A 24,942-nucleotide genomic window follows, 5' to 3' on the forward strand; every position below is an offset into this window, starting at 1 on the left:
CTCTGACGATGAAGGGGCGGGCATGATCCGGCTTGAGAAACGCACGGCGCCGTCGCGGTTCTGGACTTATGCCGCCCCCGTGCTGGCAGTAGTGCTGACCATGGTCTGCGGTGCTTTGTTGTTTGCCGCCTTGGGCAATGATCCTTTTGTGACGATCCGCACGATTTTCTTGGACCCGCTGTTTTCGGAGTTTTCGTGGTATTACCGCCCGCAGCTTTTGATCAAGGCAGCCCCGCTGGTGCTGATCGCCATCGGGCTGTCTTTCGGGTTTCGCGCGGGTGTGTGGAATATCGGGGCGGAAGGCCAGTATATTCTGGGCGCGATCTGCGGGGCGGCGGTGGGCCTTGCGTTTTACCCCACCGAAAGCGCGTTCATCTTTCCGCTGATGGTAATGGCGGGCGCGCTAGGTGGCTGGGCATGGGCGATGATCCCGGGGTTTTTGCGGGTCAAGTTTGGCACCAATGAAATCCTTGTCTCGCTGATGCTGGTCTATGTGGCGCAGAACCTGCTGGCCTCGATGGCATTAGGCGCGTTGCGCAACCCCGATGCCAGCGGGTTTCCGGGCAGCCGGAACCTTGCACGCTATCCGTCCGCCACAAGCTGGATCAATGAAAGCGCGGGGCTGCATTGGGGTGTCGTCTTTGCCTTCATCGCGGTGATTTTCGCCTATATCACGCTGTCGCGGCATATCTTCGGGTTCCATGTACGCCTGTCGGGGCAAAGCCCGCGGGCGGCGCGGTTTGCAGGCGTAAACCCCGGCCTGCTGGTGTTGATCTGCATGGGGATTTCAGGCGCCTTGGCAGGGCTCGCGGGGTTGTTCGAGGTGGCGGGACCATCGGGGTTGATCAGCATCGACTTCAACGCGGGTTACGGTTTCACCGCGATCATCGTGGCCTTTCTGGGCCGGTTGCACCCCGTGGGTATCCTGCTGGCTGCGGGGCTGATGGCGCTGACCTATATCGGCGGCGAGATCGCGCAGTCCAACCTGCGCCTGCCTGCGGCGGCGATCCAGCTGTTGCAGGGGATGCTGTTGTTCTTCCTACTGGCGGTGGATGTGCTGACGCATTACCGCGTCCGGTTCACCTCGCGGAGGGTTGCGTGATGGATCTGTCGGCGATCAACCCGATCCTGCTGCTCGCCTCGCTGATGGTAGCGGCGACCCCGATCCTGCTGGCCGCCATCGGCGAGTTGGTGGTCGAACGCTCGGGCGTGCTGAACCTTGGCGTCGAGGGGATGATGATCACCGGCGCTGTCTGCGGGTTCATCGCGACAATCACGCTGGGGTCGTCGGTTCTGGGCTTTGCAGGTGCGGCCCTTGGCGGGGCATTGCTCGGGCTGGTCTTTGGGCTGCTGACGCAGGTTCTGCTGTCCAATCAGGTGGCGACCGGTCTGGCGCTGACGCTGTTCGGCCTCGGGCTCGCCGCGCTGCTGGGGCAAAGTTATATCGGGATCAAGGCACCCGTCATTCCCAAATGGCCGGTGCCGCTGCTGAGCGATATTCCGGTGATCGGGCCGATCCTGTTCAACCATGATCCTGTCGTCTATCTGGGCATCCTGATCGTCGCGGCGGTGTGGTTTTTCCTGACTTTCACCCGTGCAGGGCTGATCCTGCGGGCAGTGGGCGAAAACCACGAAGCGGCGCATGCGCTGGGCTATCATGTGATCCGCGTCCGCTTGCTGGCGATCATGTTTGGCGGGGCCTGCGCAGGGCTTGGCGGGGCTTATCTCAGCCTTGTGCGCGTGCCGCAATGGACCGAAGGACTGACCGCCGGTGCAGGCTGGATCGCGCTGGCGATTGTCGTTTTTGCCAGCTGGCGGCCATGGCGACTTTTGCTGGGTGCTTATTTGTTTGGCGGCGTGACCGTCTTGCAGCTTAATCTACAGGCGGCGGGCATGGCGATCCCGGTGGCTTATCTTTCCATGGCACCATATCTGGCAACTATTGTGGTTCTGGTTATGATGCGGGCAGGACGGGCGCCGGGGTCGCTGGCCCAACCTTTCCACGCCTCGCGTTGAGGCTTTGACCACCAAGGGGATGAACATGACTATCAAGAACTTACTGGCCGGGACGGGCGTTGCCCTTGCCTTGGCGACAGGCGCTTTTGCGCAGGACACGACGACCGTCGGTTTCGTCTACGTGGGCCCCGTCGGTGATGGCGGCTGGACCTATGAACATGACAAGGGCCGTCAAGCCGTCGAAGCCCATTTCGGCGACGCAGTCGAGACGATTTTCGTCGAAAGCGTGCCAGAGGGCCCCGACGCAGAGCGCGTCATGACGCAGATGGCGCTGCAGGGTGCCGACCTGATCTTTACCACATCCTTTGGCTACATGGATGCGACGATCAACGTGGCCGAGCGTTTCCCGGACGTGAAATTCGAACATGCGACCGGCTACAAGATGGCGGACAACGTGGCGATCTATAACGCGCGCTTCTACGAAGGCCGCGCCATTCAGGGCCATATCGCGGGCCAGATGACCGAAAGCAACATCATCGGCTACATCGGGTCCTATCCGATCCCCGAAGTGATCCAGGGCATCAACTCTGCCTTCATCCACGCGCGTGAGGTGAACCCCGATGTCGAATTCCGGGTCGTCTGGGCCTATACATGGTTCGACCCCGCGAAAGAGGCAGAAGCCGCGACCGTGCTGATCGAACAGGGTGCCGACGTGATCCTGCAGCACACCGATTCGACCGCGCCGCAGGCTGCCGCTCAGGCCGCTGGCAACGTGGTCACCTTCGGCCAGGCCTCCGACATGGCGGAATTTGCGCCGTTCCCGCGCGTGTCCTCCATCATCGATGACTGGGCGCCGTATTACATCGCCCGCACGCAGGCCGTGATCGACGGGACTTGGGAAAGCACCGACACATGGGACGGTATCCCCGAAGGCATGGTCGCGATCGGTGAGATCACCGATGCCGTACCAGCCGAAGTGAAAGCCTCTGCCGAGGCGATGATCGAGGCGATCCGCAACCGCGAATACCATCCGTTCACAGGACCGCTGAACCGTCAGGACGGGTCAGTCTGGCTGGCCGAAGGTGAAACCGCCAGCGACGAAGACCTGCTGGGCATGAACTTCTACCTTGAAGGTCTGACAGGCGAAATTCCGCAATAAGCGGGCTGAACGAATTGAAAGGCCCCGCCACTGGCGAGGCCTTTTGCGTTCATTTGGTCTGCTTGACGATCTCGCCCGACCGCAGGCGGCTGCGATAGCTGTGCAGCTCGCGTTTGACGATGGGCATCAGGAAATACAGCGCGATGATGTTCACGATCGCCATGGAAAACAGCATGGCATCCGAAAAGTCGATCACCGGCCCCAAGCTCGCCGCAGCGCCGATCACGATGAAGAGGCAGAAGATGATCTTGAAGATCAGCTCTTTCATAGCGCCTTCGCCGAAGAGGTAGGTCCAGGCCTTCAGCCCGTAATAGGACCAGCTGATCATCGTGGAAAAGGCGAACAGCACCACGGCGATCATCAACAGCACCGGAAACCACGAAAACGCGGTCGCATAGGCCGCCGAGGTCAGCGCCACTCCGCCCACATCGCCTTCCGTCGTGATCCGGCCCAGTTCGGCGTTCCAGATATAGAGGCCCGTCGCGGGGTCCTGCGCCAGCACGCCGCTGATCACGATCACAAGGGCGGTCATCGTGCAGATCACGACCGTGTCGATGAAGGGTTCCAGCAGGGCGACATAGCCTTCGGTCACGGGTTCCTTGGTGCGCACCGCCGAATGGGCGATGGCGGCAGAGCCGATGCCTGCCTCGTTGGAAAAGGCCGCGCGCCGGAAGCCCTGGATCAGCGCGCCGGTAAAGCCGCCGACGACACCAAGGCCGGTGAAGGCACCCTCGATGATTTGGCCAAAGGCCCAGAGGATCTGGTCATAGTTGATCAGCAGGATCAGCAGCGAGACCAGCACATAGAAAATCCCCATGAAAGGCACGATCTTTTCGGTGACGCGGGCGATGGATTTCAGACCCCCTGCGATGACCGCAAAGGTCAGGATCGCCAGCACGATCCCGGTGATCCAGCCCGGATAATCGCCAACCACGGTCGAGATTTGCGCATGGGCCTGATTGGCTTGGAACATGTTCCCGCCACCCAAGGCACCCAAGATGGTGAAAACCGAAAACAGCACTGCCATCGCGCCGCCCAAAGGCAGGCCGCGTTCCTGAAAGCCCTTCACCATATAATACATCGGCCCGCCGGACACCGACCCGTCGGGATATTCGTTGCGGTATTTGACGCCCAAGGTGCATTCGGTGAACTTCGTGGCCATGCCGAACAGGCCCGCCACGATCATCCAGAACGTGGCCCCTGCCCCGCCGATACTGACCGCGACAGCGACACCCGCGATATTGCCAAGGCCCACCGTGCCCGACAGCGCCGTGGCCAGCGCTTGAAAGTGGCTGACCTCGCCCGCGTCATTGGGGTCGGAATAGTCGCCTTTGACCAGCCGGATCGAATGGGCGAAACCGCTGAACTGGATCGCGCCGAAATAGACGGTGAAAACCACCGCCCCCACAACCAGCCACAAGGCGATCCATGAAAAATCCGTGCCGGGCAGCGGCGCGAAGATGAAGCCGACATACCAGCCGGTGTAATCGGCAAAAATCGCATTGATCCGCTCGTCAAGGCTGACAGCCTCTTGTGCGGCGGCAAGACTGGGCAGCAATGACGCGATCAAAGCAGCCATGATGTGATGCAGTTTCAACATGATAAGGCCTTTCATGGAATGATCGTGACCGGCACGCTGGCCGTTGCGGCAAGCCGCCCTGCCACGCCGCCAAACAGCCGCGATTTCAGCCCGCGCGCCCCAATGCGCCCGACGATGATCTGCTTGGCCCCGCGTTCGCGGGCAAGCCCGTCAAGGATTTCGGCCGCATCGCCGTGGCGCACGATGCCTTCGATGTCGAACCCTTCGGCGCGGGTCATGCTCAGCGCGGGATCAAGCACGCGTTCATGCGCCATTGCGATCTCGGCCTCGCGGCGTTTGTGGCGTTCGCGGTTTTCCTCGGCTGTCTGAAAGGTGAATGGCGACCATTCGATCACGTAACAGATGACGATGGCGCAATCGCCGATGGCTTTGGCGCGATCCTTTGCGAAGGCCAACGCACGCGCCCCCGTTTCGGACCCGTCAAGGCCGACGATGAACGTCGTTTTTTCCATGATGATACCCCCGTTGGTTGATGTTCCAGTGTGGTTTGCAGGACAAGCGTCTCGCGGGCAGGTTCGGGTGCCTGCCTGCCACAACCTTAGGGACTACATCCGGCTTTTGGGAAAAAATCTGGCCTGTGAAGTATTTTCAGGAGAAAAGGCTACGTAGGGTAAAGCTGATAATCCGAAACGGTGGCAATTTATCACTCTGACAGTCCAAACGCTTTGCCCCTCTTCCAGCAGTCCTGTCCTGCAAGACCGATTGCCCCCCGCGCGGGCTTGCGTTATCGACAAGGCTGATCCTGATCAGAACAGCGGAGCAGCGCCAATGGCAGCCTATCAATTCGTCTATTTCATGGACGGCGTGTCCAAGACATATCCCGGCGGCAAAAAGGTGTTCGAGAACATCCGCCTGAACTTTCTGCCCGGCGTGAAAATCGGCGTGGTCGGCGTCAACGGCACGGGTAAATCCACGCTGATGCGGATCATGGCGGGTCAGGACAAGGATTTCGTGGGCGAAGCCTGGGCTGCCGAAGGCGCGCGTGTAGGGTACCTGCCGCAGGAACCCGAACTCGACCCCAACTTGACCGTGCGTGAAAACGTCATGCTTGGTGTGGCAGGCAAAAAGGCCATTCTGGATCGCTACAACGAAGTGGCGATGAACTATTCCGAAGAAACCGCCGACGAGATGGCGCAGCTTCAGGACGAGATCGACGCGCAGAACCTGTGGGATCTGGATGCGCAAATCGACATCAGCATGGAGGCGCTGCGCTGCCCCCCTGACGATGCCGATGTGACAACGCTGTCGGGCGGTGAAAAGCGCCGCGTCGCTTTGTGCAAACTGCTGCTCGAAGCCCCCGACATGCTGCTGTTGGACGAACCGACCAACCATTTGGACGCCGAAACCATCGCCTGGCTGCAACAGCATTTGATCGACTACAAAGGCACGATCCTGATCGTGACGCACGACCGTTATTTCCTTGATGCGATCACGGGCTGGATCCTGGAACTCGACCGTGGGTCGGGCATCCCACATGAAGGCAATTATTCCAGCTGGCTGGAAGCCAAAGCCAAGCGGCTGGAACGCGAAGCCAAGGAAGACAAATCCAAACAGCGCACGCTGGAACGCGAGTTGGAATGGATGCGGCAGGGTGCCAAGGCACGGCAGGCCAAATCCAAGGCGCGGATCAGCGCCTATAACGATCTGGCCAATCAGTCCGAACGCGAAAAGATGGGCCGCGCGCAGATCATCATCCCCAACGGTCCCCGTCTGGGCAGCAAGGTGATCGAGGTCGAAGGCCTGAAAAAGGCGATGGGCGACAAGCTGTTGATCGAGGATCTGACCTTTGATCTTCCGCCCGGCGGGATCGTCGGCGTGATCGGGCCGAACGGTGCGGGGAAATCCACGCTGTTTTCGATGCTGACAGGCCAGACGCAGCCTGACGAAGGCACGGTCACCTATGGCGATACGGTCAAGCTGTCCTACGTCGACCAGTCGCGCGACGCGCTGAGCCCTGACGCCACCGTCTGGGAAGAAATCACCGGCGGTGCCGAAATCATCGTGCTGGGTGACGCGCAGATGAACAGCCGCGCCTATTGCTCGGCCTTCAACTTCAAAGGCGGCGACCAACAGAAAAAGGTTGGCCTGCTGTCGGGCGGTGAACGTAACCGCGTGCATATGGCCAAGCTCTTGAAATCCGGCGGCAACGTGCTGCTGCTGGACGAGCCGACCAACGACTTGGACGTCGAGACCCTGCGCGCGCTCGAAGATGCGCTTGTCGATTTCGCAGGCTGCGCCGTGGTCATCAGCCACGACCGCTTCTTCCTCGACCGGATCTGCACGCATATTCTGGCCTTCGAAGGCGACGCCCATGTCGAATGGTTCCAGGGCGGGTTCACCGATTACGAAGAAGACAAGAAGGCGCGTCTGGGGGCCGATGCGCTGGAACCCAAGCGGATGAAGCACAAGAAATTCGTGCGGTGAACAAAACCACCTATGCGCGTAAAAATGTTGCATGATTAACCTTGAGGTGCAAAATCGACAGATTGCACCTCAAGGAGTAACCGATGAACATTGCAGAACTAATCACAGCGATAAAAAATGGCCGGCGGTGGAAAAGTCTTTATCATTTCACAGACACCACCAATTTAGACAGTATTCGCAAACATGGGCTGCTTTCGAAGGCTGAGCTTGTCGCAAGAAATTTGACAGCAACAAGGCCGGGTGGAAACGATGTAAGCCGCACACTCGACGAACAACGCGGCATTTATGATGATGTCTCACTCAGCTTCACCGACCAACACCCAATGGCCCACGAATGCCGGAAGGACGATCGTCACACTGACCAAGTGGTACTTTGGATTAACCCATCAATTCTCTTAGTAGAAGGAGTTAGACTGTCACTTGGGATCGCAAATGCACACAACGCGGTAGTTAGACCGATAAGCGAAGCTATAGATGACATGGACATTGGCATTTTATATTCATGGGCAGACTGGAGGGATCCTGTCATTCGTGAACGGCTAACCCCTGTTCATAGGTATGAGTTACTGGTGCCAAAACGTGTGCCGAAAGATTTTATTATTGGAAAGAGCAAGCTTGGCGACTAGACCAATCTTCGTGCCGCGAACCGAGCGCGGACCCTTGGTAGAGGTCGTTCCTATCGAAATCCGTTGGCATGGCGGGTTTGCTCTATCTCAAAAGCAGAAAAATATTGCCGCCTTGCATGCTGAAGCGAAAAGGCTCGGAATCCATCCTGTGCTGGAAATCTCCACCAAGTCTCCCGACGAAGTTGGGCGCAGGCTATCCGCGTTCAACTTAAAAATTGCAGTCAGTGGTGTCATGAAGCCACTGGAAAGCGTGTACCAAAGCGCCAAGGTATTTGCCCAGTCAGGACAGCACAAAATGTTGATGGACGTAGATCCATTCGAAGCAAAACGAGCTATCAGAAGCCTTGGTAGAGGCGAGATTATCGCGTTCAATTTCGAGAACATTGACTACCCAACTGAGCCGAAAAACGCTTTTTATGACTGGCTCTATCTTCGCGCGATCGCGCCGCACGAAGGATGGATAAGAAAAAATTTGGACTATGCAGCCTACTCTGACATTGAGTTCACGCCCGACAAGTCGATCAACTGTCAAGGTCGAGCCGTGGCAGAATTTCATGCACTCTCCGCGCGCAACGTCGCAAGCGATTGTGTTGAGGACTTCAAAAAATTTCAGAATATGCTGGAGATGTCGCAGCGCGAGGACGGCCTCTAGTGCATACCTTGGTCTGGCAATCCGTCCAGCCTCAGCCGCAAAAACCTCAGAGGAAGTAGCGCTCTTTAGCCCATCCCCCCGCCGCGCAAAACGCATGGTTGCAAAGTTTTCCTTGCTTTATCGCGGGGCAGGCCCCATGTAGGGCCTGCAAACGTTATTCTTTTCGACCCACTGTTCTCCTTTCGGCCACAGTCACTCGATCAAGTTCTGACTAAGCCGCGCTGTCGCAATCTCGCGGGCAGCACAAAAAAGGAATAATACGATGGCCAATGGCACCGTAAAGTGGTTCAACGCAACAAAAGGCTTCGGCTTTATCGCTCCTGAAGGCGGATCCAAGGACGTGTTCGTCCACATCTCCGCTGTCGAGCGTTCCGGCCTGACCGGCCTGAAAGATGACCAGAAGGTCACTTTCGACATCGAATCCGGCCGTGATGGCCGCGAATCCGCGATCAACCTCGCGCTCGCATAAGCTTTCGATTTTGAAACGGCGCGCATATCTGCGCGCCGTTTTTTTCGGCAATGGCCAGCCGTGAATGGCCAAATTTCCAAATTGTGTTGATTTTGCGGCAGATCATGGCAACATGATACCGCGACGTTAATAAATCGACCACTGTCTCCTTTCGGCCCAGTCCATCGATCTTACGTTGACCGAGCCGGTCCGCTGCACAATGCGAGCGGAAAAACATAAGGAAGACAAGGACATGGCTTCAGGCACTGTCAAATGGTTTAACACCACCAAAGGCTATGGTTTCATCGCACCCGACGGTGGATCAAAAGACGTATTCGTTCATATTTCTGCTGTCGAACGGTCCGGGCTGACCGGATTGAAGGACAACCAGAAGGTCAACTTCGACATCGAAGCCAGCCGTGACGGTCGCGAAAGCGCTGTCAACCTGACGCTGGCCGACTAAGCCAGGCATTCTCGCCGCGCGATCAGGCTTCCGGTTGGTAACATCCGGTGGCCGTTATTGCGGCAGGTCCGCGACCAGCTCCAGCACCGCCGGGCCGATATCCGCGACAATCAGCGCCACCCCCGCGGCGCTGGGGTGGATGCCGTCGCTTTGCATAAAGGCGCGCACGTCGCTTTCATTTGTTGCGGCGGCCCGCATACCTGCAAACATGTCCGGATAAAGCAGGACACCATAGCTGGTTGCAAGCTCTACATAGTTCGCCTCGAAATCCCGCTTGAAGTCCGGTCCGTAGTTCGTACCGACCTCCAGCCCGACCAGCAACATGGCGACCCCCGCCTCTTGCCCCGCAGCAAGAACCGCATCCAGGTTGGCGCGGCTGACAGCGGGGTCCAACCCGCGCAGATAGTCGTTGCCGCCCAAGGCAACAATCATCGCATCTACATCCGGAGTCAGGGTCCACCCAACCCGCGCGAGGCCGCCTGCGGTCGTATCACCCGACACGCCTGCGTTGATAATGGTCACATCCGCCCCCTGATCGCGCAGCCATTGCTCAAGCTGCGGCACGAAGCCCTGCCCCTGATCCAGCCCGTAACCGGCGGTCAGGCTGTCACCCAAGGCCGCGATCGTCACCGTTTCGGCATGGGCCGCCGTCATTGTCAGCAAAACCGCGCCGCTCAGGTTGCGCAGGGCGTGGATTGCCCCATATCCAGATTTAACCCCGTGACCAAAGGCTTGCCGCATGACCGACCCCGTTCTGACCATCACCGACGCCAACCTGTCGCTCGACGGCAATGCGGGGCGGGTCGATATCCTGCACGACATATCGCTGACGGTCAGGCAGGGGGAAACTTTGGGTCTGGTCGGGCCTAGTGGGTCGGGCAAGTCGTCGCTCCTCATGTTGATGGGCGGGCTGGAACAGGCGACATCGGGGCGGATCATGGCGCTTGGCCAGGACCTGACAGCGATGAACGAGGACCAGTTAGCCCGCTTTCGTAGAGACAATATGGGGGTGGTGTTCCAGTCTTTCCACCTGATCCCGACAATGACCGCGCTGGAAAACGTCGCGACACCGCTGGAACTGGCGGGCGTGCGCGATGCCTTTGCCCGCGCCGAGGCCGAATTGCGCGCCGTGGGCCTTGGCGACCGGATCAACCACTACCCCAGCCAGATGTCGGGTGGCGAACAGCAGCGGGTGGCCTTGGCGCGCGCCTCTGCGCCACGACCCAAGATCTTGCTCGCGGATGAACCGACAGGTAACCTCGATGCCACCAACGGGGCGGCAATCATCGACCTGCTGTTCGACCTGCGCGACCGGCATGGCGCGACGCTCATCATGGTGACGCATGCCAATGAACTGGCTGCGCGCTGCGACCGCGTGGTGAACCTGCGCGACGGCCGGATCGACACGCTGGCAAAGGCCGCCGAATGACCTTGCGCATCGCGTCACGTTTCGCTTTGCGCGAACTGCGCGGTGGTTTGCGCGGCTTTCGCGTGTTTCTGGCCTGTCTTGCCTTGGGTGTCGCGGCGATTGCCGCCGTCGGCACGGTGCGCGCAGGGATCGAGGCGGGGCTGGTCCGCGATGGGGCCGCCCTTCTGGGCGGCGATGCCGAGGTCGAATTCACCTACCGCTTTGCCCGCGAGGAAGAACTGGCCTTTCTGAACGGTATCGCGGACCGGATTTCCGAAACCGTCGATTTCCGCTCGATGGCGGTAGTGGACCGTGACGGCACGACCGAGCGCGGACTGACACAGATCCGCGCGGTCGATAATGTCTATCCGCTGGTCGGTGCGGTGCAGCTGGACCCTGCCATGCCGCTGGATCAGGCGCTGGCCGATCAGGGCGGGGTGATGGAACGGGTGCTGGCCGACAGGCTGGGGCTGGTGCCGGGCGATACCTTCCGGCTGGGCGAGGCGGAGTTTACCCTGCGCGCGATCCTTGAGCGGTTCCCGGACAATGCCGCCGCAGGCTTTGGTCTTGGACCGCGCACCATTGTGCTGACAGACAGTCTGGATGGGTCCGGTCTGATCGTGGAAGGCACGCTCTTTTCCACGCAATACCGGTTGGACCTGCCCGAAGGTGCCGATCTGGCGGCACTGGAACAGCAGGCCGAGGATCAATTCCGCGACGCAGGCCTGCGCTGGCGCGACAGCAGGCGCGGTGCGGGCGGGGCCGCACAATTCGTGGACCGGATCGGGGCGTTCCTGATCCTTGTCGGCCTGTCGGGGCTGGCGGTGGGCGGTGTCGGCGTGTCCGCGGCGGTGCGGGCCTATCTCGCGGGCAAGACCAGCGTGATTGCCACGCTCAAAACGCTCGGGGCGACGCGGTCAACGATTTTCCTGACCTATTTCATCCAGATCGGCGTGCTGACGCTGGCAGGCGTGACGCTGGGCCTGATCCTTGGGGCGGGTCTGCCGGTGCTGTTCGCGCCGCTGATCGAAGCGCGCCTGCCGGTGCCTGCGGTCTTCACCATCTATGCCGCACCTTTAGTTGAGGCAGCAGTTTACGGGGTACTGGCGGCGCTGATCTTCACCCTCTGGCCCTTGGCCAAGACCGAGGATATCCGCGCCGCGACCCTGTTCCGCGATGCGTTCGGCGCGTCACGCGCCCTGCCGCGCGCGGCCTATCTGGTGGTGATCGCAGGGCTTGTGGCGCTGCTGATCGGGGCGGCTGTCTGGTTCTCCGGTACGGTTTTCCTGACGCTCTGGACCGCAGGCGGGATCACCGGATCGCTGCTGATCCTGATCCTCGCCGCCGCCCTGATCCGCTGGTTCGCGCGCAAATCGCGGCTGGCGGCACGGGGCAACACAGCGCTGCGCATGGCGCTGGGGTCAATCGGGGCGCGCGGGGGGGAATCCACCTCTGTCGTGCTATCGCTAGGCTTGGGGCTGACGGTGCTGGCGGCTGTCGGGCAGATCGACGGCAACCTGCGCTCGGCCTTTGCCGATGACCTGCCTGCGGTGGCTCCGAGCTATTTCTTCGTCGACATACAGCCCGACCAGATCGGCGGGTTCCGCGACAGGCTGGATCAGGACGAAGCCGTCAGCCGCTATGACACAGCACCCATGCTGCGTGGCATCATCACCCAGATCAACGGCATCCCCGCGACCGAATTCGCGGGCGGTCATTGGGTCGTGCGCGGTGATCGCGGCGTGACCTATGCCGATGCACAGCCGTCGGGAACCGAGATTACCGCAGGTGAATGGTGGCCCGAAGGCTATGACGGCCCGCCCCAGATCAGTTTCGCCGCCGAGGAAGCTGCCGAGATCGGCCTGCAACTGGGCGATACGATGACGATCAACATCCTTGGGCGCGACATCACCGGCGAAGTCACCAGTTTCCGCAATGTCAGCTGGGAAGATGCGGGCATCGGATTCGTGCTGGCGATGAACCAAGGCGCGTTGCAAGGCGCGCCGCACAGCTGGATTTCCACCGTCTATGCCACGCCCGAGGCCGAGGCTGCGATCCTGCGGGATCTCGCCACCGCCTATCCCAATATCACCGCGATCCGCGTGCGCGATGCGATCGACCAAGTGATCGCGCTTGTCGGCGGGCTGTCGGCGGCGACGCGCTATGGCGCGCTGATCACGCTGGTCACGGGCTTTCTGGTGCTGATCGGCGCGGCAGCGGCGGGCGAACGCACGCGCACCTATGAAGCCGCCGTGCTGAAAACGCTGGGCGCGTCGCGGCGCAGTATCCTTGCCAGCTTTGCACTGCGGTCTGCCTTACTGGGGCTGGCGGCGGGGGTGGTCGCACTTGGCGCGGGGATTCTGGGGGGCTGGGCCGTGGCTACGTTTATCATGGACACGAGCTATACGGTGATCTGGGCCAATGCCCTGCTGATTATCGGGGGCGGGATCATGGCGTCACTGCTGGCGGGGCTGGCGTTTGCCCTGCGCCCCTTGGCGGCGAAACCCGCACGCGTGCTCCGCGCGCGGGAATAGCGTCAGAGCTTGGGTTTGACCTGCAGCAACGGCATCACGTCGGCCATTTCCGGCCCGCGTTCAAGGCCCGTGACCGCCTTGCGCAAAGGCATGAACAGGCCCTTGCCCTTGCGGCCAGTCTCGTCTTTGACGAGCGCGGTCCAGTTCGCCCAAGTGTCCGCTGTGTAGGGCGGGTTATCGAGCAGGAACAACGCCTTGGCGATGAAATCGCGGTCTTCCTCGCCTACCAGCGGCGTCGCCCCGTCGCGGAACATCGCCCACCAGCCGGCCACGTCGTCCAGCGTCGCGATGTTGTCGCGCACCAGCGTCCAGAACGGCACGCGCAGGTCGGACGGCACGCCAGCCGATGTCAGGACATCGGCCACATCATCCGCCGACAGCGTGGCCAGATAGCGCGCGGTCAGCGGGCCAAGGTCGTCGGCGTCGAACTTTGTCGGGGCAGATCCGAATTTCGACAGATCGAAACCGGCCACAACCTCGGCCACATTGGCGCGCAATTCGACGGGATCGGAAGAGCCAAGCCGCGCCATCAGCGAGAGGATCGCCTGCGGTGCGATGCCTTGGGCGCGCAGATCGCGCAGGGACAGGGTGCCAAGGCGTTTTGACAGCGCCTCGCCCTTGGGTCCGGTCAGCAGGGAATGGTGCGCAAAGCGGGGCACGGTGCCGCCCAGCGCCTGAATGATCTGGATCTGCGTCGCGGTGTTGGTCACATGGTCCGATCCGCGCACGATATCGGTGATGCCCATTTCCACGTCATCGACCACCGAGGCGAGTGTATACAGGATCTGCCCGTCATTCTTGAACAGGACCGGATCACTGACCGAAGCCGCGTCGATGGAAATGTCACCGATGATCCCGTCCGTCCATTCGATCCGATGCTGGTCCAGCTTGAACCGCCAATGCGATCCGCGTTCGGCACGCAGAGTGTTCTTTTCATCCTCGGACAGGGCCAGCGCTGCGCGGTCATAGACCGGCGGCTTGCCCATGTTCAGCTGCTTTTTGCGCTTGAGGTCGAGTTCCACAGGCGTCTCGAAGCATTCATATAGTCGGCCCATGTCGATCAGCCGCTGCTTGGCTTCGGCGTAGCGGTCCATGCGGCGCGACTGGTATTCCATCCGGTCCCATGTCAGGCCTAGCCATGTCAGATCGGCCTTGATGCCTTCGACGTATTCATCCTTGGACCGTTCGGGGTCGGTGTCGTCGATCCGCAAAACGAAGGTGCCGCCGTTCTGCCGTGCAATCGCATAGTTGAACAAAGCCGCGCGCAGGTTGCCGATATGCAGCCAGCCGGTAGGGGATGGGGCGAATCTTGTCGTGGTCATGCGATATACTCCTGTTGCGGCACGCTTTGTCATGTCGGGGGCGTTTTGTCCATGCAAGGCAGGGCGATCACAAAACCGTTGGTTGCTGGCAGGGGCGCGGGGGCTAACTCTGCGTCACCTTAACCAATGAAGGATATCGTCATGCTGATTTCCCGTCGTCAGGCCCTGTTGTCAGGGGCCGCCCTGCCGCTGGCCGCCACTGCCCCATCGCTGGTGCAGGCACAGGCCGCCACTGCCACCCTGCCCACGCACCGCGATTTCACCTTGGGCGATTTCCGGGTGACCACCCTTTTGTCCGGCAGCCGCCGCGTTGAAAACCCGCAAGAGATTTTCGGCATGAATGTCGATGCCGATACTTTTGCCGAAGTCAGCGCGGAAAACTTCATCCCGACCGATGCGGCGCAGTTCTTTTTTACGCCGACCGTGCTGAACACCGGATCGGAAGTCATCCTGTTCGACACCGGCAACGATGCCGCAGGGATCATCGCGGCACTGGCCGGTGCCGGCTACACCCCCGACCAGATCACCCATGTCGTCATCACCCATATGCACGGCGACCACATCGGCGGTCTGACCGATGAGGCCGGTGCCGAAACCTTTGCCAATGCCGCCTATCTGACCGGTCAGGCCGAGTTCGACCATTGGGCCGCCGCCGGAAACGACGGGTTCGAGGCCAAGGTCCGTCCACTAGCCGAAAAAATGAGCTTCCTTGGTGACGGCGATGCCGTGCGCGGTGGCGTGACCGCGATGGCGGCCTTTGGCCATACGCCCGGCCACATGGGCTATATGCTGGAAAGCAACGGGTCGCAGTTGTTCCTGATGGCCGATACCGCCAACCATTATGTCTGGTCCGTGGCGTATCCCGATTGGGAAGTCCGCTTCGATATGGACAAGGCCGCCGCCGCCGCGACCCGCCGCCGCATCATGGGCATGGCCGCTGCCGACCGGATCCCGCTGATCGGCTATCACATGCCGTTCCCGGGGCTTGGCTTTATCGACACCCGCGCGGACGACACGTTCCATTTCGTGCCGCATTCCTATCAGCTGATCTGATCAGCTTGGATCGCGCCAGCGGTTGACGATCGGGTAACGCCGGTCAAGCCAGAAGGCGCGATCCGACAGCCGCACACCGGGGGCGGCCTGAAAGCGTTTGTATTCGCTGATATAGACCAGATGTTCGATCTTTTTGACCGTCTCGCGGTCATAGCCCGCCGCGACACACTCAGCGACGGACGCATCACCATCCACCAACATCGCAAGGATACCGTCCAGCACGTCATAGGGCGGCAGGCTGTCCTCGTCCTTTTGATCGGGGCGCAGTTCGGCTGATGGCGGCTTGTCGATGATCGCGACAGGGATCACTTCGCCCGCAGGCCCCTGCATCCAGTCACGGTGGTTGGCGTTGCGCCAGCGGCAGGTTGCGAAAACGCGGGTTTTGTACATGTCCTTGATGGGGTTATAGCCGCCCGCCATGTCGCCATAGATCGTGGCATAGCCCACCGCGACCTCGGATTTGTTGCCGGTGGTCAGCAGCATTTCCCCGAATTTGTTGGATTGCGCCATGAGCAGCAGGCCACGGATGCGCGACTGGATATTCTCCTCGGTCAGATCGGCGGGCCGGTCGCCAAACAGGGGCGCCAGCGCTTCGGTCACGGCGCCACGCGGTCCTGCGATGCTGACAGTGTCATAGCGGCAGCCCAAGGCTCGCGCCGCAGCGGCGGCATCATCCAGCGACGCCTGCGAGGTGTATTCCGACGGCAGCATCACGCAGCGCACATTGTCCGCGCCCAGCGCATCAACCGCGATGGTCGCGACGATAGCCGAATCGATCCCGCCCGACAGACCCAGCAGCACCTTCTTGAAACCGGTCTTGCGCATGTAGTCGCGCAAGGCCTCGACCATGGCGCGGTAATCCTGTTCCAGACTGTCGGGCAACAGCGCCTTGGGGCCGTCAAGGGCGACCCAGCCGTCTCCGGTGTCCTCGAAATCCACATGGGTGATCGCGGCGTCATAGACCGGCAGCTGCACAGCGAGCTTGCCACCGCGGTTGAGCACGAAAGACCCGCCGTCGAACATCTGGTCGTCCTGCCCGCCGATCATGTTGAGATAGACCAGCGGCACGTCGTTCTCGACCACGCGCGCAATCATCGTCTGCAACCGGATCTGGTACTTGTCGCGGAAATAGGGCGACCCGTTGGGCACGACCAGTATCTGCGCCCCGCTTTCGACCATGGTTTCGCAGACATCGGGGTACCATGCATCCTCGCAGATGGGGGTGCCGATACGCGGGCCATCCGCCAGCGTGACGGGGCCAGAGATATCGGCGCTTTTGAACAGGCGGACCTCGTCGAAGACGTTGAAATTGGGCAGGAAATGCTTGCGAAAACGTGCGCCGATTTTGCCGTCGGCCAGATAGACATAGCAGTTGTAAAGCCTGTCGCCCTCGAACATCGGCAAACCGATGCCCAGAACAGGCCCATCTGCGCAAGCCAGCGCCAGCGCATCAAGATGGCGCGCGGCATCGTCCACAAAGGCCGGTTTGCGCACCAGATCCTGTGTCTGATACCCGGTCAGGAACATTTCCGGCAAAACCACCAGATCGGCACCCGCCGCCTTGCCTGCCGCCCAAGCCTCGGCCGCAAGGGCCGCATTGCCTGCCAGATCGCCGACCGTCGGATTGAGCTGTGCCATGGTCAGGCGAAAGGTGCGTGTCATAGTTTTGTCCCATTGCGATGACAGTCATGTAGCAGAACAGACCGCGGGGGAAAGAACAATGGCGACATTTGCCGCCTTTGCCTTGTTAACCGTTGTCAGGTGGCGGTGCCTCTTTTAAGCTGCGCCAACCTCAGGGATCGGAGACGAGAATGAAGACGTTTGGTTTACCACAAAGCATGGTCATGACCCTGTTGGTGGCAGGGTTTGCCGTCAGCGCGCAGGCGCAGGAGGTCCAGACAAAGCAATATGACGATGGCGGCATCTATGAAGGCACTTTCGTCGATGGCCTGCAAGACGGGACCGGGACCTACCGGTTGCCCAACGGCTATGAATACACCGGCGAATGGGTCGCAGGCGAAATCCGCGGCCAGGGTGTCGCGCGTTTTCCCAACGGATCGGTCTATGAAGGCAGCTTTGTCGCAGGCAAACCCGAAGGTCAGGGCAAGATCACATTCGCCGATGGCGGCACGTTCGAAGGCGACTGGGTCGATGGCAACATCACCGGCAACGGCGTGGCCGAATATGCCAATGGCGTCGTCTATCAGGGGGAATTCCGCAATGCGATGCACCACGGCATCGGCATCATGACCAGCCCCGGCGGCTATTCCTACGAGGGCGAATGGGTCAACGGTGTCAAGGAAGGCGAAGGCCGCATCACCTATCCCGATGGCGCGCTTTATCAGGGCACGCTGCGCGCGGGTGAACGCGATGGCACCGGCACGCTGACTATGGCGGACGGTCTTGTCTATACCGGCGAATGGGTCGCTGGCCAGATCGAGGGGACAGGCACGCTGACCCAGCCCAATGGCGATGTCTATGAGGGCACGCTTGTCGCTGGCCGCCGCGAAGGTCAGGGCCGGATCACCTATGCCAATGGCGACACCTATGAGGGCAGCTTTGTCAACGACCGCCGCGAAGGCACCGGCACATTCCGTGGCGCGGATGGCTATGTCTATGTGGGTGAATGGGCCGGCGGCCAGATTTCTGGCACGGGCGAGGTGACCTATCCCGACGGGTCGGTCTATGTCGGGACTTTCGCGAATGACCTGGCGGACGGCACCGGCAAGATCACCTATCCCGACGGATCGACCTATGAAGGGGAATGGGTCGCCGGCGTGATCAGCGGCACAGGTGTTGCGACCTACGCAAACGGGCTGGTCTATGAAGGTGAATTCCTGAACGCCAAGAACCACGGCCAAGGCAAGATGACTTATTCCGACGGCTACGTCTATGAGGGCGAATGGGCCGACGGCCAGCGCAACGGCCAAGGCCGCGCCACCTATGCCGATGGCACGGTCTATGTCGGCGAATTCGTCAACGGCCAGCGCAGCGGCCAAGGCGAAATCACCCTTCCCGACGGGTTCACCTATGCCGGCGCATGGCAGGACGGCGAGATCAGCGGCTACGGCATCGCGACCTATGCCAACGGCGACGTCTACGAAGGCAACTTCGTGCGCGGCCGCCGCGAAGGCGAAGGCACAATGCGCTATGCGACAGGACAGGAAGCCACCGGAATGTGGTCGGACGGGGCCTTTGTGTCGGAAACGACAGAGTAATCCCGCCACAAGACAAACAAAAGGCCCGGTCGATGACCGGGCCTTTTGTCGTATGGTGAGGATGCGTTTTTTGGCGGTGGGAGAGGCGAGGGCAGCTTTGAGCCCTACTTGCCGGATGCTGCGGCTTGCATGAATGGCAGCAATGCGAGCTTGTTGCAGTTTGAGCGGTCCGCTACGCTAACTCTAAGATCGACTGTGGCTTCGCGAGGAATACATGGAGGGCATACCGCCAAAAGAGTCCTTTCCTCTAATTGGAACGGTTGAAAATCCAGCCTTGTTCAGTGACGGTCGTGACCTTCTGCTATGTTACGAAATTGCGCCGGCGGCAGGCGGCGGCATTGCTATTCTTAGATTTTCTGACGTGGTCCACTTCGAACAAAATCCCATTAATGTTGAAGGGTTGAGGGACGCAGAATATCCTACCAAGGCATGGGACTTCACAGAAGTCTTCGGCAGTGAGCGCACAATTAGATGGACAGCCCTGCAACTTCGTTTTTGGACGATCTCATTCAATGATGTGACAGTTGAGGTTGTCTTTTCAGGTGTTCAGAAAGCTCACGAAACACGCGAAGTGATTGGACCGCCCGAGGCGCTAGCGGATTTCCTGAGGCTCAGTGCGTCTTAGAAACTTTCGACCGAAAGCTAGTCGGAAAGGACATTCCATGCAGTTGATCAAAGGCCCACTCCGCCCTGCATAGCCAACATCTCTGCCGCGTCAAAACATACACTGATTAAGATGCCAGACCTTCCCGCCCTCAAACGCGCTCGCCCGCGTCCATCTGCGACAGGAACTCCGCCGCCTCTGATAGCACCTGATCGCGGCGGGCGGGGTCCATCTTGTCCCAGACGCTGTACATATTGCCCATCCGCGGATTGCCTTTGAACCGGTCGCGGTGCCGGTCGAGGAAATGCCAGTAAAGCAGGTTGAACGGACAGGCATCCGCACCCGTCTTGTCCTGCACGCGATAGGCGCAGGTGCCACAGTAATCCGACATCTTATGGATGTAGTTGCCAGACGAGATATAGGGTTTGGATGCGATGATCCCGTCATCGGCGAAAAGGCTCATCCCGATGACGTTCGGCGCCTCGACCCATTCATAGGCGTCGGCGTAGACCGCCAGATACCATTCATGCACCTCGGCAGGGTCGATCCCCGCCAGCAGCGCGAAATTGCCGGTGACCATCAGGCGCTGGATATGGTGGGCATAGGCCTCGGTCTTGGTCTGGTCCACGGCCTTGGAGATGCAGTTCATCTTCGTCGGCGCACCCCAATACATCGCGGGCAGTTTGCGGTTGTGGCCCAGCGCGTTGCGGCTGACGTAATCAGGCCCTTCGCGGAAATAGATGCCGCGCACATATTCGCGCCAGCCGATGATCTGTCGGATGAAGCCTTCCACCGCATTCAGCGGCGCGTGGCCGTCGCGATAGGCAGCCTCGGCAGCCTGACAGACCTCCAGCGGGTCCAAGAGGCCTGCGTTGAGGTAGAGCCCGACAATCCCGTGATAGAGAAACTTGTGATCGTTCAGCATCGCATCTTGATAATCGCCGAACTTGGGCAACCCGCCCTTGATCCAATGCGCCAGATGCTGGCGGGCTTGGCCTGTATCAGTGGCAAACCAGAACGGGCGCAGATCGCCGAAATTGTTGCCGAAACGGCGCGCGACAAGTTCGAGCACCTCCTCGACCGTGTCATCGGGGGTGAACTGCATCGGCCCTGCGTAATCCACGCTGTCGGGAGCCGGTTTGCGGTTGTCGTGGTCGTAATTCCACTTGCCGCCCTCGGGCTGGTCGCCATCCATCAAGAGGCCCGTCTTGCGGCGCATGTCGCGGTAGAAATATTCCATCCGCAGCTGTTTGCGCCCCTCGGCCCAAGCGTCGAAATCGGCATGGGACGCGATGAATCGGCCATCGGGCAAGCTATGGGATTTGATCGGCATATCCCCCAGCGCCGCAATCAACCGCCATTCGCCGGGTTCGGTATAGACGACACCCGCCGCCTTGTATTCGCTGGAACGCCGGATCAGCTCGCCCGTGATTGATCCGGTGTTGGCGGGATCATCCAGCCGCGTATAGGCGACCTGCCAGCCGTCGCGGCGCAGATGGTCCGCGAATTTGCGCATCGCGGCGAAGAGGAACGCGATCTTCTTGGGGTGGTGCGGGACATAAGACGCCTCGTCACCGACTTCGGCCATGACGACCACATCGTTGGCCTTGTCGCATTTGCGCAAAGCCGACAGGTTGGGCGACAGCTGGTCGCCCAGCACCAGAACCAGCCTCACCACGGGACCTCTACGCCTGCATAATCGTAAAACCGGCCTGTCTGCGCGGGTGTCAGCCCGTCGATCACCGCCAGCAGATGCGCCGCCGCTTCGGGTGCGGGCATGGTTTTGTGGCGGCCTGCATAATTGGCGGTGAAAGGCGTCTCCACCGTGCCGGGGTGCAGCGCCACGCAAGCGGCCTGTTTATGCGACCGCCCAAGCTCGATCGCGGCCCCGCGGATGATCTGGTTCAGCGCCGACTTGGACGCGCGATAGGCGTGCCAGCCGCCGATCTGGTTGTCACCGATGGACCCGACGCGCGCGGACAGGATGGCTGTCACAGCAGGCCCGTCCTTCGCCAGCAAGCGCGGCACATGCCGCAGGATCAGCGCAGGGCCGATGGTATTGACCGCCAAGACCTGCGCCATCGTGCCCGCGTCGATGGCCGCCAGCGCCTTTTCCGGCCCGCTGCCTTCAGGCGCAAGAATACCGACCGCGACAAAGATCAGATCGAACGGCCTCTCCAGCGCGCCAAGATGCCGCTCGACGGAGGCCGGATCGGTTACGTCGAACCCGTCCTTGCGGCGCGACAGCGGCGTCACCGCAACCCCTCGCGCGTCCAGTTCCTGCGCGACAGCCGCGCCTATGCCGCCCGAGGCGCCGATGATCAATGCGTTCTTCATGCGCTGAGAGTAGGCCGCGGGCCCCGCGCGACCAGCCCCGCCCGCCGCTTTGAGGCAACAAAGCGCTTTTCATCGCGGATCAGATTTGTATAGTCCACCCCATGATCACGATGGCACAGACATCCGGCACTGCCCCCGCCCTGCTAATTCTTAGCAGCGCCTGAGCGTGCCTGTCGGCGCGACCGCTCGGATGGGACAGCGCCGATACCTGCCAAAGATCAAAGGAATAGTGACATGACCAAAGACAAAGTGTTGATTTTCGACACGACCCTGCGCGACGGCGAACAAAGCCCCGGTGCGACAATGACCCACGCCGAAAAGCTGGAAATCGCGGAACTGCTCGACGATATGGGCGTCGATATCATCGAGGCCGGTTTCCCCATCGCCTCCGAAGGTGATTTCAATGCGGTCAGCGAGATCGCCAAACGTGCCAAACGCGCCACGATCTGCGGGCTGGCGCGGGCGAATTACAAGGATATCGACCGCTGCTGGGAGGCGGTGAAACACGCCTCATCCCCGCGCATCCACACCTTCATCGGCACCTCGCCGTTGCACCGTGCGATTCCGAACCTCGACATGGACCAGATGGCCGAACGCATCCACGACACCGTGACCCATGCGCGCAACCTGTGCGACGACGTGCAATGGTCGCCGATGGATGCGACGCGCACGGAATGGGATTACCTGTGCCGCGTCGTGGAAATCGCGATCAAGGCGGGGGCAACGACGATCAACATCCCCGACACCGTGGGCTATACCGCCCCTGCGGAAAGTGCGGACCTGATCCGGCGGCTGATCGCGACCGTTCCGGGTGCGGATGACGTGATTTTCGCCACGCATTGCCACAATGACCTTGGCATGGCGACGGCCAATTCGCTGGCCGCTGTCATCGGCGGCGCGCGCCAGATCGAATGCACGATCAACGGTCTGGGCGAACGCGCGGGCAACACGGCCTTGGAAGAGGTCGTGATGGCCCTGAAAATCCGTGGCGACATCATGCCATTCGAGACGGGCATCGACACGCGCAAGATCATGAACATCTCGCGCCGGGTCGCCACCGTGTCGGGCTTTGCCGTGCAGTTCAACAAGGCGATCGTAGGCAAGAACGCCTTTGCCCATGAAAGCGGCATCCATCAGGACGGGATGCTCAAGAACGCCGAGACGTTCGAGATCATGCGCCCAGAGGATGTAGGCCTGTCGGGCACCAGCCTGCCTTTGGGCAAGCATTCGGGCCGTGCCGCCCTGCGCGCCAAGCTGGCAGAGCTTGGCTTCGATCTGGCCGATAACCAGCTGAACGATGTGTTCGTGCGGTTCAAGGATCTGGCCGACCGCAAAAAGGAAGTGTTTGACGACGACCTGATGGCGCTCGTCTATCAGAACGACAGCGGCGATGACCGGATCAAGCTGAAATCCCTGCGTGTTGTCTGTGGCACCGAAGGGCCACAGCAGGCGGATATGGTGCTCGATATCGACGGCACCGATGCCAAGACAACGGCCACGGGCGACGGGCCGGTGGACGCGACCTTCAACGCGGTCAAGGCGCTGTTCCCGCATGGCGCGCGGTTGCAGCTGTATCAGGTTCAGGCCGTCACCGAAGGCACCGACGCGCAGGCCACCGTGATGGTGCGCATGGAAGAGGACGGGCGCATCGCGACCGGCCAGTCCGCCGATACCGATACCGTCGTGGCCAGCGCGAAGGCCTATATCAACGCGCTCAACCGTCTGCTGGTGCGTCGCGCGCATTCGCAGCCGGGCTATGACACCAAGGGTGTGAGCTACAAGGACAGCTGAGCCAAACGACTCGGATGACAGACACAGGCGGCCCCCGCAACGGGGCCGCCTGTTGCGTTTGTGCTATCCGGCGGGACGGCACAAATTTGGGAATGTCGGAAAAGTCTGGTTATTCCGCTCAAATCCCCGTCAGTTCGGCTCTCAGGATTGCATTTGTGCAACCGGCACAATGCTGCCGGCTTGTCGGAAACGAGGGGCTTCTATCCCTGCCCCGCAGTCTTTATAACATCGTCCAACCGGGCGCAGCGGGACGGCGCGGGATCTTTGAATTTGAATAGGAAGGCCACATCATGTTTGGCTTCGGCGGGATATTTTCCTCGGACATGGCGATCGATTTGGGCACGGCCAACACGTTGGTCTATGTCAAAGGCAGGGGCATCATCCTGTCAGAACCCTCGGTCGTGGCCTATCAGGTCAAGAACGGCGTGCGCAAAGTGCTGGCCGTGGGCGAGGATGCGAAACTGATGCTGGGCCGCACCCCCGGCAGCATCGAGGCGATCCGCCCGATGCGCGACGGTGTGATCGCGGATTTCGACACCGCTGAGGAAATGATCAAGCATTTCATCCGCAAGGTCCACAAACGGTCCACCTTCCGCAAACCCAAGATCATCGTCTGCGTGCCGCACGGAGCGACACCTGTCGAAAAGCGTGCGATCCGGCAGTCGGTTCTGTCGGCAGGCGCGCGCCGTGCGGGGCTGATCGCGGAACCCATCGCCGCGGCCATCGGCGCGGGCATGCCGATCACCGACCCGACCGGCAACATGGTCGTCGATATCGGTGGTGGTACGACCGAAGTGGCGGTTCTGTCGCTTGGTGACATCGTTTATGCGCGGTCCGTGCGCGTCGGCGGCGACCGGATGGACGAGGCGATCATCAACTACCTGCGTCGCCAGCATAACCTGTTGATCGGGGAATCCACCGCCGAACGGATCAAGACCAGCATCGGCACCGCGCGGATGCCCGACGACGGGCGCGGCCAGTCGATGATGATCCGCGGCCGTGACCTGCTGAACGGTGTGCCGAAAGAAACCGAGATCAATCAGGCGCAAGTGGCGGAAGCCTTGGCCGAACCTGTCCAGCAGATCTGCGAGGCGGTGATGACCGCGCTGGAAGCAACCCCACCCGATCTGGCCGCCGATATCGTCGACCGTGGCGTGATGCTGACGGGGGGCGGTGCGCTGCTGGGCCAGCTTGATCTGGCGCTGCGCGAACAGACCGGCCTTGCGATTTCGGTCGCGGACGAGTCGCTAAATTGCGTGGCGCTGGGGACCGGGCGCGCGCTGGAATACGAAAAGCAACTGCGTCATGTGATCGACTACGACAGCTAACCACGGCCTGAGGATATCC

Annotated in this window: 22 protein-coding genes; 15 read left to right on the plus strand and 7 right to left on the minus strand. The window is 60.9% G+C overall.

The window, feature by feature from the left end; genetic code table 11:
- The first annotated feature begins 22 nt into the window (after positions 1-22).
- The 3 genes from VCK47_RS06845 to VCK47_RS06855 are packed head-to-tail and all read left to right on the plus strand — an operon-like array spanning position 23 to position 3,115.
- Positions 23-1,102: an ABC transporter permease gene (locus VCK47_RS06845; RefSeq protein WP_322889958.1), complete on the plus strand. Its 1,080-nt coding sequence runs from the start codon at positions 23-25 to the stop codon at positions 1,100-1,102.
- On the plus strand, positions 1,102-2,016 hold the full coding sequence (locus VCK47_RS06850) for an ABC transporter permease (RefSeq protein WP_322890042.1): 915 nt from the start codon (positions 1,102-1,104) through the stop codon (positions 2,014-2,016). Before VCK47_RS06845 ends, VCK47_RS06850 begins: the two co-directional genes overlap by 1 nt.
- 25 nt (positions 2,017-2,041) lie before the next feature.
- Positions 2,042-3,115 carry a BMP family ABC transporter substrate-binding protein gene (locus tag VCK47_RS06855; protein ID WP_322889959.1) on the plus strand — a complete coding sequence of 358 codons (1,074 nt, stop codon included), beginning with the start codon at positions 2,042-2,044 and terminating at the stop codon, positions 3,113-3,115.
- A 49-nt stretch (positions 3,116-3,164) separates the two neighbouring features.
- Here VCK47_RS06855 and VCK47_RS06860 read toward each other — a convergent pair whose 3' ends face one another.
- Both VCK47_RS06860 and VCK47_RS06865 read right to left on the minus strand, forming a co-directional pair.
- A complete protein-coding gene (locus VCK47_RS06860; RefSeq protein ID WP_322889960.1) occupies positions 3,165-4,730 on the minus strand; it encodes an alanine/glycine:cation symporter family protein in 1,566 nt (521 codons plus the stop codon).
- Positions 4,727-5,167 carry a universal stress protein gene (locus tag VCK47_RS06865; protein WP_322889961.1) on the minus strand — a complete coding sequence of 147 codons (441 nt, stop codon included), beginning with the start codon at positions 5,165-5,167 and terminating at the stop codon, positions 4,727-4,729. Before VCK47_RS06865 ends, VCK47_RS06860 begins: the two co-directional genes overlap by 4 nt.
- 316 nt (positions 5,168-5,483) lie before the next feature.
- Between VCK47_RS06865 and ettA the strand changes: the two genes are divergently transcribed.
- From ettA to VCK47_RS06890, 5 genes are all read left to right on the plus strand, one after another.
- Entirely contained in the window at positions 5,484-7,139 is a 1,656-nt protein-coding gene (ettA, locus tag VCK47_RS06870) for an energy-dependent translational throttle protein EttA (protein ID WP_322889962.1), read from the plus strand.
- A gap of 83 nt (positions 7,140-7,222) precedes the next feature.
- Positions 7,223-7,765: a DUF7002 family protein gene (locus VCK47_RS06875; RefSeq protein WP_322889963.1), complete on the plus strand. Its 543-nt coding sequence runs from the start codon at positions 7,223-7,225 to the stop codon at positions 7,763-7,765.
- Positions 7,755-8,417, plus strand: a complete 663-nt coding sequence (locus tag VCK47_RS06880; protein ID WP_322889964.1) for a DarT1-associated NADAR antitoxin family protein — start codon at positions 7,755-7,757, stop codon at positions 8,415-8,417. Before VCK47_RS06875 ends, VCK47_RS06880 begins: the two co-directional genes overlap by 11 nt.
- Before the next feature lie 262 nt (positions 8,418-8,679).
- Positions 8,680-8,886 (plus strand): cold-shock protein, encoded by a 207-nt coding sequence (locus VCK47_RS06885; protein ID WP_007205742.1) that lies wholly within the window; start codon positions 8,680-8,682, stop codon positions 8,884-8,886.
- A gap of 232 nt (positions 8,887-9,118) precedes the next feature.
- A complete protein-coding gene (locus VCK47_RS06890) occupies positions 9,119-9,328 on the plus strand; it encodes a cold-shock protein (RefSeq protein WP_026352368.1) in 210 nt (69 codons plus the stop codon).
- Positions 9,329-9,382: 54 nt separating this feature from the next.
- Here the strand turns inward: VCK47_RS06890 and VCK47_RS06895 are convergent, their stop codons facing one another.
- Positions 9,383-10,069 carry an arylesterase gene (locus tag VCK47_RS06895; RefSeq protein ID WP_322889965.1) on the minus strand — a complete coding sequence of 229 codons (687 nt, stop codon included), beginning with the start codon at positions 10,067-10,069 and terminating at the stop codon, positions 9,383-9,385.
- On the opposite strand from VCK47_RS06895, the gene VCK47_RS06900 reads away from it, so the two are divergent.
- Together VCK47_RS06900 and VCK47_RS06905 are read left to right on the plus strand one after the other, a co-directional pair.
- Entirely contained in the window at positions 10,068-10,757 is a 690-nt protein-coding gene (locus VCK47_RS06900; protein WP_322889966.1) for an ABC transporter ATP-binding protein, read from the plus strand. The two genes, VCK47_RS06895 and VCK47_RS06900, sit on opposite strands and share 2 nt — an antisense overlap.
- A complete protein-coding gene (locus VCK47_RS06905; protein ID WP_322889967.1) occupies positions 10,754-13,270 on the plus strand; it encodes an ABC transporter permease in 2,517 nt (838 codons plus the stop codon). The genes VCK47_RS06900 and VCK47_RS06905 overlap by 4 nt, the downstream gene beginning before the upstream one ends.
- Positions 13,271-13,272: 2 nt before the next feature.
- On the opposite strand, the gene gltX is transcribed toward VCK47_RS06905, so the two are convergent.
- Positions 13,273-14,592, minus strand: coding sequence for a glutamate--tRNA ligase (gltX, locus tag VCK47_RS06910; RefSeq protein WP_322889968.1), 1,320 nt, complete (start codon positions 14,590-14,592; stop codon positions 13,273-13,275).
- Positions 14,593-14,733: 141 nt separating this feature from the next.
- On the opposite strand from gltX, the gene VCK47_RS06915 reads away from it, so the two are divergent.
- Complete coding sequence (locus VCK47_RS06915; RefSeq protein WP_322889969.1) at positions 14,734-15,645, plus strand: MBL fold metallo-hydrolase; 912 nt, start codon at positions 14,734-14,736, stop codon at positions 15,643-15,645.
- On the opposite strand, the gene VCK47_RS06920 is transcribed toward VCK47_RS06915, so the two are convergent.
- Positions 15,646-17,307, minus strand: a complete 1,662-nt coding sequence (locus tag VCK47_RS06920) for an NAD+ synthase (protein WP_322889970.1) — start codon at positions 17,305-17,307, stop codon at positions 15,646-15,648.
- A gap of 176 nt (positions 17,308-17,483) precedes the next feature.
- On the opposite strand from VCK47_RS06920, the gene VCK47_RS06925 reads away from it, so the two are divergent.
- Both VCK47_RS06925 and VCK47_RS06930 read left to right on the plus strand, forming a co-directional pair.
- On the plus strand, positions 17,484-18,863 hold the full coding sequence (locus VCK47_RS06925) for a 2-isopropylmalate synthase (RefSeq protein WP_322890043.1): 1,380 nt from the start codon (positions 17,484-17,486) through the stop codon (positions 18,861-18,863).
- Between the two features lie 214 nt (positions 18,864-19,077).
- Positions 19,078-19,488, plus strand: a complete 411-nt coding sequence (locus VCK47_RS06930) for a hypothetical protein (protein WP_322889971.1) — start codon at positions 19,078-19,080, stop codon at positions 19,486-19,488.
- Between the two features lie 130 nt (positions 19,489-19,618).
- Here VCK47_RS06930 and VCK47_RS06935 read toward each other — a convergent pair whose 3' ends face one another.
- Both VCK47_RS06935 and VCK47_RS06940 read right to left on the minus strand, forming a co-directional pair.
- Positions 19,619-21,142, minus strand: coding sequence for a cryptochrome/photolyase family protein (locus VCK47_RS06935; RefSeq protein ID WP_322889972.1), 1,524 nt, complete (start codon positions 21,140-21,142; stop codon positions 19,619-19,621).
- Positions 21,139-21,804 carry an SDR family NAD(P)-dependent oxidoreductase gene (locus VCK47_RS06940; protein ID WP_322889973.1) on the minus strand — a complete coding sequence of 222 codons (666 nt, stop codon included), beginning with the start codon at positions 21,802-21,804 and terminating at the stop codon, positions 21,139-21,141. Before VCK47_RS06940 ends, VCK47_RS06935 begins: the two co-directional genes overlap by 4 nt.
- Positions 21,805-22,038: 234 nt before the next feature.
- On the opposite strand from VCK47_RS06940, the gene VCK47_RS06945 reads away from it, so the two are divergent.
- Complete coding sequence (locus VCK47_RS06945) at positions 22,039-23,595, plus strand: 2-isopropylmalate synthase (RefSeq protein WP_322889974.1); 1,557 nt, start codon at positions 22,039-22,041, stop codon at positions 23,593-23,595.
- A gap of 290 nt (positions 23,596-23,885) precedes the next feature.
- Positions 23,886-24,923, plus strand: a complete 1,038-nt coding sequence (locus VCK47_RS06950; RefSeq protein WP_019954858.1) for a rod shape-determining protein — start codon at positions 23,886-23,888, stop codon at positions 24,921-24,923.
- The last annotated feature ends 19 nt before the right edge of the window (positions 24,924-24,942 follow it).

The sequence above is a fragment of the Yoonia sp. 72 genome, assembly GCF_034652275.1.
Taxonomy (GTDB): Bacteria; Pseudomonadota; Alphaproteobacteria; order Rhodobacterales; family Rhodobacteraceae; genus Yoonia.